This window comes from Ferdinandcohnia sp. SAFN-114, from assembly GCF_059415045.1.
In genome coordinates, this window is sequence record NZ_JBPFDQ010000039.1 from 1 (window position 1) to 11,253 (window position 11,253).

General features: G+C 37.9%; 11 protein-coding genes. 1 reads left to right on the top strand and 10 read right to left on the bottom strand.

Annotated features, from left to right (window positions below; all coding sequences use genetic code 11):
• Window positions 1–87: 87 nt before the first annotated feature.
• The 5 genes from ACR65M_RS13725 to ACR65M_RS13745 are packed head-to-tail and all read right to left on the bottom strand — an operon-like array spanning window position 88 to window position 4,009.
• A complete protein-coding gene (locus ACR65M_RS13725; protein ID WP_121446237.1) occupies window positions 88–336 on the bottom strand; it encodes a DUF2573 family protein in 249 nt (82 codons plus the stop codon).
• Window positions 308–1,114 (bottom strand): IucA/IucC family C-terminal-domain containing protein, encoded by an 807-nt coding sequence (locus tag ACR65M_RS13730; RefSeq protein WP_440273595.1) that lies wholly within the window; start codon window positions 1,112–1,114, stop codon window positions 308–310. Before ACR65M_RS13730 ends, ACR65M_RS13725 begins: the two co-directional genes overlap by 29 nt.
• A gap of 1 nt (window position 1,115) precedes the next feature.
• On the bottom strand, window positions 1,116–1,925 hold the full coding sequence (locus ACR65M_RS13735) for an ABC transporter ATP-binding protein (protein ID WP_121446238.1): 810 nt from the start codon (window positions 1,923–1,925) through the stop codon (window positions 1,116–1,118).
• Between the two features lie 24 nt (window positions 1,926–1,949).
• Window positions 1,950–3,008, bottom strand: a complete 1,059-nt coding sequence (locus tag ACR65M_RS13740; protein ID WP_341330476.1) for a FecCD family ABC transporter permease — start codon at window positions 3,006–3,008, stop codon at window positions 1,950–1,952.
• Window positions 3,005–4,009 (bottom strand): FecCD family ABC transporter permease, encoded by a 1,005-nt coding sequence (locus ACR65M_RS13745; RefSeq protein ID WP_341330475.1) that lies wholly within the window; start codon window positions 4,007–4,009, stop codon window positions 3,005–3,007. The genes ACR65M_RS13740 and ACR65M_RS13745 overlap by 4 nt, the downstream gene beginning before the upstream one ends.
• 400 nt (window positions 4,010–4,409) lie before the next feature.
• Here ACR65M_RS13745 and ACR65M_RS13750 point away from each other — a divergent pair, with 400 nt between their 5' ends.
• Complete coding sequence (locus ACR65M_RS13750; protein ID WP_440273596.1) at window positions 4,410–5,384, top strand: ABC transporter substrate-binding protein; 975 nt, start codon at window positions 4,410–4,412, stop codon at window positions 5,382–5,384.
• 225 nt (window positions 5,385–5,609) lie between these two features.
• Here ACR65M_RS13750 and ACR65M_RS13755 read toward each other — a convergent pair whose 3' ends face one another.
• From ACR65M_RS13755 to ACR65M_RS13775, 5 genes are all read right to left on the bottom strand, one after another.
• Complete coding sequence (locus ACR65M_RS13755; RefSeq protein WP_440273597.1) at window positions 5,610–6,560, bottom strand: Gfo/Idh/MocA family protein; 951 nt, start codon at window positions 6,558–6,560, stop codon at window positions 5,610–5,612.
• 103 nt (window positions 6,561–6,663) lie between these two features.
• Window positions 6,664–7,419, bottom strand: coding sequence for a (S)-benzoin forming benzil reductase (locus ACR65M_RS13760; RefSeq protein ID WP_341330472.1), 756 nt, complete (start codon window positions 7,417–7,419; stop codon window positions 6,664–6,666).
• A 102-nt stretch (window positions 7,420–7,521) separates the two neighbouring features.
• Window positions 7,522–8,604, bottom strand: coding sequence for a Ger(x)C family spore germination protein (locus tag ACR65M_RS13765; RefSeq protein ID WP_440273598.1), 1,083 nt, complete (start codon window positions 8,602–8,604; stop codon window positions 7,522–7,524).
• Complete coding sequence (locus tag ACR65M_RS13770) at window positions 8,601–9,689, bottom strand: GerAB/ArcD/ProY family transporter (protein WP_341330470.1); 1,089 nt, start codon at window positions 9,687–9,689, stop codon at window positions 8,601–8,603. The genes ACR65M_RS13765 and ACR65M_RS13770 overlap by 4 nt, the downstream gene beginning before the upstream one ends.
• Before the next feature lie 43 nt (window positions 9,690–9,732).
• Complete coding sequence (locus ACR65M_RS13775; protein WP_341330469.1) at window positions 9,733–11,217, bottom strand: spore germination protein; 1,485 nt, start codon at window positions 11,215–11,217, stop codon at window positions 9,733–9,735.
• Between the last annotated feature and the right edge of the window lie 36 nt (window positions 11,218–11,253).

An 11,253-nucleotide genomic window follows, 5' to 3' on the forward strand; every position in this document is an offset into this window, starting at 1 on the left:
ATCAAATTAATGAAAAAGTGTTAAATTTAATATGGATAGGTGTTTTATATATGTCTCATTTGGCTAGGTCAGTTCATGCCTCATCTCTTATTTATTTTTTAAGCGGTGTTCTTCATTTAGTTTTTTGATTTCAGCGATGATTTCCTTAATGCCTTCTTTTGCATCTGGGTAGGTTTCGTTCCAGTGCTTTGCAAGAGGCGGCATTGACTTTGAAATATGCATGTATAAGGACCATAGCTTTACTTTTTCCTTTAGTTCTGGGGAACTTTCTCCAAGTAAAAGCTCTGTGTATTTTTCTAGTAATCCATCAACTTGTTCTTCTATTTTTTGATCCATTTTTATTAACTCCTATTTTGCAGTTTAGGGGACATGTTTTGCAACGGTCTCCGGTACTTTTGGTTTTATAGTAAAGACAACATGTTGTTCTTGTTCGAATGTTCTGTTCGTATTCTGGACGATACACCTTTATACCGTAGTATCGTGACAATGGGTTAAAATCTACTGGACCAAATAGTTCCCCTTCCGCATACTTTACAAGATACTTAAAATCATCCCCAATTGTCTCTCGTTTTTCATCAAACTTCGGTTTTGCTAGTACAGATTCATAGAGCCAATACACATAAATCGCGATATTTTCCCAAAGTACTTTTTTCGAGAGGCCGGAATACTCAGAAAGAGCAATTAAGACTTTATGGATATTCTCATGAAAAATAGCCCGAATTGTTTCGTTACGCCATTGCTCTCTAGATTCAGAAGGACCAGATACAGTATGCAGGTTAAAAAAGTAGAACTTCGGATTCCAATACCAGATTTCCTCTTCATTACTTGTCTCTAATGAAATATTAGTCAATGAAACATCTAATCGCTTATTAAAAACTGTCATTGCATACAAATTCAGGACAGCAAAAAATCCATAACGTTTCATGAACATGGATGCCGCTACTCGCTTATCTGGCGCAGATATCTTCTGCTGGACATTCTCCAAATATTGTTTAATCTTCTCTTCCTTTAAAAGCTCTATCACAGGACTTGATAGGTTTGATCGAAATTGTTGACTACTAAAACGAAATTCCTTTAATTGTTCGATTTCTGTTTCCAAAAGGAGGTTTGACATATTAAACTCCTACCTTTTTTAGTATACGTCTTCCTTTGCCGTGAGGAATGCATAGAGGCGTTCCAAACAATGGATCAGTGGCAACATCACAATCCATGCCAAACACATCTTTGACCAGACTCTTATTGACAACAAATTCAGGCTTGCCCTGTCCATAAATTTGTTTGTTTTTAATCGCGACAATATGATGGGCATAGCGGCATGCTAAATTCAAATCATGCAATACCATGATGATAGTTCGTTGTTCTGTTTCATTAAGTTCAAATAACAGGTCTAAAATTTCGATTTGGTGTGTCATATCGAGATATGTTGTTGGTTCATCAAGTAGGATAATATCGGTTTCCTGTGCAAGTGTCATTGCAATCCAAGCACGTTGACGTTGACCACCCGAGAGAGAGTCGACCGTGCGTTCTGCGAAATCCTGCATATTGGTAGCTTCTAGTGCGTGATTAACCATTCTTTCATCTTCTTCTGTCCATTGCTTAAGCCAATTTTGGTATGGATAACGACCTTGTTTTACTAACTGGAGGACGGTTAATCCTTCTGGTGCAGTTGGTCCTTGGGGAAGGATGGCAAGCTTTCTAGCTATTTCTTTTGTCGGAAGCTTAGCGATTCTTTCCCCTTCAAGGAGAACAGCCCCATGTTTTGGTTTTAGTAATCTTGCTAAAGAACGTAACAAGGTTGATTTACCACATCCATTTCCACCAATGAAAACGGTGATCTCCCCTTTTGGAATTTCAAGATGCAAGTCTTCTATGATAATGGAATCTCCGTACGATAGTGTTAAGCTTTCCGTTTCAAGTGCATTCATCCCAAACGCCCCCTTTTACTTTTTCTAGCTGTTCCGAGTCTTGTATAGCAAGTAGATAAAATAAGGTGCTCCGATGGCAGCGGTAAACACGCCTGCTGGTACTTCGGTTGGAGAGAAAGCAGTTCTACCAATTAAATCCGCTAGCATGACAAGAATCCCCCCTAAAAGGGCAGCTGTGGGGAGCAATGCTCCAAATGCTGAACCGACTAATCTCCGTGCCATATGTGGTGCCATTAATCCAACGAAACCAATCCCTCCGGCAAACGCAACTGCACTACCTGTTAATGCAGTACTTACTAACAATAAAAGAAATCTATGTTTTTGTACCGCACTTCCCACTCCGGTTGCTAACTCTTCACCTAGTTCTTGAATGTTTAGGTGTCGTGCAAGCATGAAGCAGATAATCAATAAAATAATGACAACAGGACTAAGTATTTGTACATTTGCCCATGTTGACCCATTAACAGTACCTGTAATCCAAATATTCGCCTGGCTAGCTTGATAGATTGGTCCCATTACCATAAGTGTTGTTGTCAATGCTTGTGTGAGTGCAGAAACACCAATTCCGATCAGCACAAGGCGTATGGGCGAAACACCATTCTTCCAAGCCAACACATAGACCAAAAATGCGACAACAGTTGCACCAATAAATGCAGCCACAGGCATCCATTTTATACTGACGGTTAGTGCATTACTGGAATTAGAAAAAATGGTTAAGAAGGCAACGACGGCAACAGACGCACCACCTGTAATTCCTAAAATATCTGGTGAGGCTAATGGGTTTCGAATAATTCCTTGTAGAATACTCCCAGCAGCTGCAAGGGCCATTCCCACTAAGAATGCAATGATAATCCTTGGTAAACGAAAGGATGTGACAACCAACTGTTCCATTTTTGAGCCATATCCAAACAATGTTTTTACAACAGTAACGGGGTCTATCTTCATTTCACCTAACCCTGTACTGACTAAAAATAAAATAATTGTTATTACTATTAGAACGAATACCGTTATTAGTGATTTATGATCGATTAGATAAGAGATGTTTCCCTTTTTTCCAAATCGAATGGATCGATATTTATTCACGCTTTATGAAACCCCTTTCTTGCCACATAAATAAAGAAAGGTGTTCCAATTAAAGCTGTCATAACACCGACTGGCACCTCTTCTGGCATGACAATATATCTGGCAGCTATATCAGCCAGTAGAAGTAAAACACCACCAAGGATTCCGCAGTATGGCAGGATCCATCGATGATCAATTCCAACTAAACTCCTAGCAAGGTGTGGAATAACTATCCCAATAAATCCAATTGGTCCGGCAACTGCCACTGCACCACCAGCTAGTAGAATAATCGTAAAGGCTGTTAATAGCTTGACAGTTCCAGTTCGCTGTCCTAAGCCTTTTGCAACATCCTCTCCCATTGTAAGAACGTTGATTTTATTGGCTAATAAAAGGGATGCTACCCATGCCACTGCTAAATAAGGAAGAACACTCGTTAACATTTCAAGCTTTCGTCCTTGAATAGAGCCCGCAAGCCAAAATAATACTTGATCTAATGCCATTTCATCAATAACTAGTAATCCTTGTGTAAAGGATGAGAACATCGCAGCCATTGCAGCACCTGCTAATGTTAACTTCATTGGAGTAAGGCCTTCTCTACCTAGTGAACCAATAAAATAAACGATAAACGCAGCAATCGCTGCTCCTAAAAAAGCAACCCAAGTAAATGCTTGTAAGGAGTTTATCGAGAATATTGAGACACCTGCTACTAAAAAAAATCCCGCTCCTGCATTTACGCCGAAGATACCTGGTGATGCCAATGGATTTTTCGTTAAAGCTTGCATGAGTGCCCCTGCTATTCCTAAACTTGCTCCTACAGCTGTAGCAATAAGTGCGCGAGGTAAGCGAATTGTTTCAATGATAATATGTTCATTTGAACCATCAAATGCCGTGAATGTTTGATAGGCCATTTTCCAAGATGTATCGGTATATCCATACACAATACTTGCACACATTGAAAAAAGTAATAGTAAAATTCCGATTATAAGGCCTGCAGATTTAGCTTGATTTGATTTCAAAACCATTATAGTAAGACTCCTTGAATGATTAGAAAAGCGCAAGGTGCACAGTATTAGGCGACAAGCATAAGACGACCCCAACCTTATGAAGCGATTGACTTATGGCCTCGAGCCGATGGCTTCTTGGGCTAGACGTTGTGAAAAAGTCATGTATGACTTTAGTTAAACATGTTTATGTTATATATTAGGTCGTTTTTTGTTAGGCTTTACTATTCATATGTCTTCTTATTCATCTTAATAAGAAAGCGAAATTAGTAAGTTAGTTCTCTTTTAGTCTATTTGAATTGAGAATGATTGTCAATGGGATGAAAACCATTCTCAATTTTATATTGACTAAAGATTTAATTCATTTTATCATCATAAGTGAATAATTGAAAATCATTATCAATTAATAGGAGGGTACATAATGAACTTTAGAAAGAAAGCTTATCTAGGATTCCTAACATTGGCTGTATTATCACTTCTTTTAGCTGCTTGTGGTGAAGCAGATAATACAGACAAAGGCAATAACGAAACTGAGGGAGCTAATACATACACGGTTGAACATGCCATGGGTACAACTCCAATCAGCAAAAATCCTGAAAGAATTGTCATTTTAACAAACGAAGGGACAGAAGCCCTATTAGCAATGGGAGTTAAACCAGTTGGCGCTGTTCGTTCTTGGATTGGCGACCCATGGTACGACCATATCGAGGACCAAATGGAAGGTGTCGAGGTTGTCGGTGAAGAAAGCAATGTAAATATCGAAGCTATTGCTGCACTAGAGCCAGATTTAATTATCGGTAATAAAATGCGCCAGGAAAATATTTATGAGCAACTAAAAGCGATTGCTCCAACTGTTTTTGCTGAGGATTTACGTGGAGATTGGCAAAAGAACTTTACCCTTTACTCAAAAGCCATCAATAAAGAAGAAGAAGGTAAAAAAGTCCTTGCTGAATTTGAAGACCATTTAAATCAGGTTAAAGAAAATATCAATACCGATGCTGAAGTGTCAGTCGTACGCTTTATGGAAGGAAGAACACGGATTTATTATACTGATTCCTTTTCAGGTGTGATTTTCGAACAATTAGGCTTGAAACGTCCACAGCATCAGGTTGATTTATTTGCTGAAAATCCTGAAGATCAGTTTGCAAGAGAAGTGGACCAAGAAAAAATCCCATTAATGGATGCTGATGAAATCTTTTATTTCACATACGAAACCGGTAATGGGGAAGCTACAAAGGTCGAGGAAGACTGGATTAACAATCCGTTATGGCAAGGTTTAAATGCCGTGAAGGAAGGCAAAGTGCACAAAGTAAGTGACCCTATTTGGAATACTGCAGGTGGCGTTCTAGCAGCAAACCTCATGCTAGATGACATTGAAAAATACTTAGCAAAGTAAAAACACAAAGTGTAAGTGCCTTGAATGCGGAACATTGACTAACTGCTGCCACGTCCTGTGGCAAACGTCAATGTCAGCACTTCCTGTGTTAGTCCGACCAGCATAACAAAAGACAGCGAGAAGGATGCATTTTATCATTCTTTTGGATTGGCTAGACCAGATAGGCGCTAGGCGCTGGAACTGGACATTAGAAAAGCTCCCACCTTTTTGGCGGGAGCTTTTCTTTTAGTTATGTCTTAGCTTTTCTAAAATAACTTGCGCCTCATATCCATCCTTAAAGGTATAGAGTCGGTTTTCTTTACCTTCAATAGCGGAAAAGAGATTGTCAATGAGTGTGGCTGTTTCAGTCGTTTCAATCTCAATCTGTTGAATTTCTTCTCCTAGCTTGCCGCCCTCAAGCTTTGCCCAATCTATTAGTTTTAGTGTTCCTTCTGTACCATATGCAGTATAAGAGATTCGTTCAGCTCCAGCAATTTGGCTGATTCCATTTATTAAAAATGGGGTACCACCCTCTAGTTCTAATGAAGCAATGATCCCTGTTTCACACTTTGTCTTATCTTCAGGAAGTTCCAATATACTATTTTGATAAGTAATTGAACCAAAAATTCGTTGGGTTAATTGAATAAAATGAACCCCTACCTCCAGTACAAATCCACCTTGTTCTCGACCTGCAACCCAATCATTCTGTTGCCATAAACGTGGCCAGTTTGGAAAATTCATTGAAAGTTCAAGCTTTCTTAATTTACCTATGTACCCTTCCTTAATCAACCGATCAAAGCTATTAGCAGGGTTGCTATAATTTAGCGGGAAATTCATAGCATGAATGATTCCTTCTTGCTCTGCTTTTTCTAACATTTCCCTCGCCTCTTCAACTGAATTTGCTAGAGGCTTCTCACATAAGATATGTATTCCTTTTTCAATGACATCCATTGTAACAGCATGGTGATATTTAGGCGGGACCGCTACATAGACAAGGTCCAAATCCTCATTAACTAGCATATCGTTGTGGTTATCATACCAATTGATATCACCTGATTTTTCAGCCATTTCTACAGCTCGTTCTTTTTCCTTATCAACGACTGCTGTTACTGTTGTATGTTTGTTCGCATTAAAACCCTGGATTAATCTTTCTCCAATTGCACCAAGGCCAACTACTCCTACTCTTACATGTTTCATCATATCTCTCCTCCCCTTTCCCCATTATAATTCTAGCCAGTAAAATCGTCTATCACGACAAAAAAATCCCCCCTGAAATTCACTCAGGAAGGTAGGAGTCCTCTTATAAAAATGATTTTATATCATAGATATGACCATTGATTAATTCTTGGTTAACAATGAGGTCTAGGATAACACCTGCAATAAAGTCTGGTGATCGTAGCATCCCTTTTTCATTATATTCGATGAATTGGTCAACCTCAATAAAGTCCTCTTTGTTTGTCTTTCTGATTATCTCCTGCATCTCTGTATCCATAACGCCTGGTGAGAATGAGATCATAGTTACTGGATTTTCAGTGGTTTCCTGCTCAAAGCCAACTGATTTTGTGAACATATCGATTCCTGCTTTTGATGAAGAGTATGCAGTCCATCCATGTCTAGCCCGGTTTGCAGCACCTGAAGAAATATTCACAATTACCTTTTTAGTTGAAAACGATGCCGTATGGCGAATGAAGTATGAACTTAACAACATTGGTGCCAACAGATTCACATGCATATTTGCGGTTAGTTCTTTTGGACTTGCCTTTCCAATTGGTTTAATTGGATCAATCATACCAGCATTGTTTACTAAGTAAATTCCTTCAGCATTTGAGAAGTCAATAGATGAAAAAATTCGCTCCATCACTTTTTCGATTTCTTCACTCTTTTGGAGGTCACAAGAAAAATAATAAAGATTGATGCCCTTTTCAAACGCTAATTCTTTTAACTCATTATTTTGCTTTCTAGAGATACAAAATAAAGTATGATCCTTGTCCAAGATCTGCTTAACAATGGATTCTCCTAATCCCCTAGATGTCCCAGTTATAATAAAATATTTCAAATAAGACACTCCTATTACCTTTATCTTTGCCACTATTTACTAGTAAGTATATCATACACTACCGAAAACTGGTTGCTATAAAAGAAGCTCTTTGTCACAAATTTATTGCGTAATACCAGTCTCAGTAATCGTTACCTCTGAATGAACCTCTATATTTATATTTGGGTAATTTAGTTCCCATTTTTCAAAGTCTAAACCACGAGTTGAGTGTCTAGCCATATATCCAATCCCAACTGGGTCAATATTTTTTTCTTGAAAATCTTTTAACATTGCTTCGGATTTATCTTTTATTGTGCCTTCGAGTTCTTCTACTATCTTTTGAATCAATTTGGGATTTGTTGTTTGTCCAGAAAATTCACTCAATATCCCTTGAAATTTAATGGTAATGTTTACCTTTGGCTCCCCATTTATTTCCTCGATCTTTATTTTTCTTTTTGATTTAATGCGCCTGATAGATGCATACTCATCTGTACCTTTTAATCGTATAGTATATGCACCTTCACCATAATCTTCGACCAGCGCCTTAAAAAAGAACAAATCAGGCTCATCGATTTTAGCCACCATTTTACCATGCTGAAACAGTCCAAGCCCTGTTATCTCCATCTTATTAGAAAGCAGTTTCATAGTTGGGAGATAGGGATCCATACCCTCCATATAATGTCTATACATAAAAGTATGAAGATCAGACCTAGGTAAATCTCGTTTCTCGATATTATGTTGTAACATGATTGATAAATATTCCCCAGTTCCCCTGTTTCCTAAACTCTTTTCTAATACGTCACTTGTCTTTCCTTCAACAATCGCTAGATTGATTTTCGATCCGATGCTTGCATCACGTTGAAGGGCGTCAATATATCGTAGTATTCCGTTTTTTGCAAGCTCATTTTCATACAAAACAACGCGGACAGCACCTGTCACTAATGGATCCGCTGACTTTTTTTGTAGCACATTAATAATTTCTTTGGCTAACACTGATTCCCCAGTGAAGCTAGCATTGTCGATGCTTTTGTCTGCTTTAAAAACAGGGATAACAGCCGTACCTTTAATTTTTTGACCCTCAGCTCTATCAAATCCAACTGCTGCCACCATATTAATTTCGTCTATTATTTCTTCAGATATTCTTCCATATAAGATTGTTATTAATGTAATGGTACAGAGCGCAATTCCTGTAAGTACTTTTTTCATTTTTTCTCCCTCATTTTACGAACAACTAGTGTAATTATGAAGAGGATTGGAATATAAGCAAAAATATAATAAAGTCCAAAATTTGCCATATATCCACTGAGCATGTCTATTTGTTGACGAGATTTAATAAGACTGCTAGCAACTAATACGATTGGTAAAATCCAAAGTAACGATTTTCGTTGTTGCACCGAAAATACTTTTTTGATTCCTCTGCCAGCTCCCCACAATGCAATACAAATATTGGGTAGGATTACAAGAAACCATGATGCGATTCCAACATACTCAAATCGCTCTACGAACGGCATGTTGATACTTTTAAACATGGTTAGAGTTGCCCAGATTATTTTATCTATTTGGTCAGCGCTAAAATACATGGTTGCTGTAACGCTAGCAATTAGATATAAACTCGTTGTTGCTAAGACACCTAGGTGGGCCCATTTTTGGGACTTTGGCGGATTTTTAATAAATGGATAAAATAGCAAAAGCGCTTCAAAACCCATGATGCTTAGGGACATATCCTTTGTTCCTCTTGCAATTTCTGTTACCGAATGATTCATAATTGGTAACAAATTGCGCACATGGCCATAATCCAAAGGAAAGAAAACTAAAAGAAGTATATATAATGGGAGGACAATACTAAAAAAACTAATGCCCGTTACCGTTCTAAAACCACCTAAGATAATATAGTACGCTAGCACAATAGTGAAAAAACCAAAAACCCAACTATTGAATTCTGGGAACATCCATACCTGAATGACCTCAATATAACTTCGTAAAACGGTTACCGCTAATGCCATAAGGTAGAGAATAAATAATAGGCTAAGAAGGCCCCCTATCCACTTTCCAAAAATCTCTTTATGAACATCAACAACGTCTCCCCCTGAATAATCTAAGATTTTATAAATAATCCATACAATGATGTGTACAGCCACCCCGGCTAGTATGACGGAGATCCAACTGTCATACCCTGCTGATTTCGCTATGATCCGTTGGAAACCGAGCATTCCTACCCCTACTTGCATGGAATGAATTAAGAAAAAGACAAAAATAGGAGAAACTAAAAATGATTCTTTGATCCTTTCCATCGTTGCAACTCCTTGGAATCAAATACGCATGAATACGGTGAAGCTATTCATCAATATCTTTTTTTGTTTCTGCTTTCTTTTGATTAAAACGTTTTTTATCTTCCGGACGTAAATAACCCGGACGTTTTGCAAGCTGAGAATATGGTAGCCGAATAAATGCATCCTTTAAATCTCCAACACGTAGTGGGTAAATTGGTTCTAAGAATGGCCGACCTAAAGATGTTAATCGTATTAAATGGGCTAATAGAAAACAAAAACATAGAACAATTCCGATTAATCCCCATAACTGAGAGAAGATAAGAAATGGAAAACGAATGATACGAATTGTATTACCCATCGTATAAACGGGTGTTGTAAAAGATGCTAATGCAGCCAGTGCAACCATAATCAACAATACATTACTCGTAAGACCTGCTTCAACAGAAGCAGTTCCTATAACGATACCGCCCACGATACCGATTGTTTGACCAACTTTTGCAGGAAGCCTTGCTCCTGCTTCCCGAAGGAGTTCTATGACGATTTCTAAAAACAATGCCTCTAGAATCGGTGGCAAAGGAACTTCACGCCTTGAGATAACTAAAGTGGCCAGTAGATCCCTAGGAATTAATTCATGATGATATGTTAGTACAGCGACATAAATCGGCGTTATTAATATTGAAAAGATGACCGAAAAAAGGCGAAGTAACCTAACAAAGGAAGCGATGTACCAGTTCAAGAAATAGTCTTCAAATGATGAGAAAAACTCAACAAGTGTAGTTGGAGTAATGATGGCTTGTGGTGATCCTTCTGAAAGCACCACTACCTTCCCCTCAACTAATACAGACGCAACCCTGTCAGGCCGTTCCGTTTCAAGCATTTGTGGGAAGGGTGAATTCGTATTATCAACAATCATTTGTGATATATAAGAGCTATCACTTATTTGGTCAAAGTCAATATCGCTAATTCGTTGTAATACAGTTTGTACATTTTCCTTCTCAACAATATCTTCAATATAAACCACTGCTACCTTAGTTTTTGATAATTTACCAACAGTCAGTTCCTTTACCCGTAATTCAGGCACAGGTAGTCGCTTTCGGATTAGGTTTAAATTGGTATCAAGTGATTCAACAAATGCCTCTTTTGGTCCAGTAACACTAAATTCCACTTCAGGGGAGTTGACTGATCTTTTTTCAAATTTCACTGCATCTACAAGTGCACAATAACCGTCACTTTTGTGAAATTGAATCATAATACTACCTTGTAAAATCTTATCTTCAATTTCCCTAGGATTTTTTGAAATCACAATTTCCTTATTTGGAATAATTGCTTTAAGGTCTCGAATTGAATAGACTTTCGCATAAAGTAAATAAGGTAGTATTTGTTCGTTAATGGTTTTTGTATCAATAATATTTCGTTGATAACAAATCCAATACGGGCGAATTGCTTGTTTATTGAATTGGCAAATGAAATCTTCTGATTTTCGAAAGGTTTGATATATTTCCTCCGTTAACCTTGGTTTCTTATCTTCCTTTTTGAACCAATTTGCCATTGCTATCACCCTTTTGCTTTTAACATGTTTCTTGAA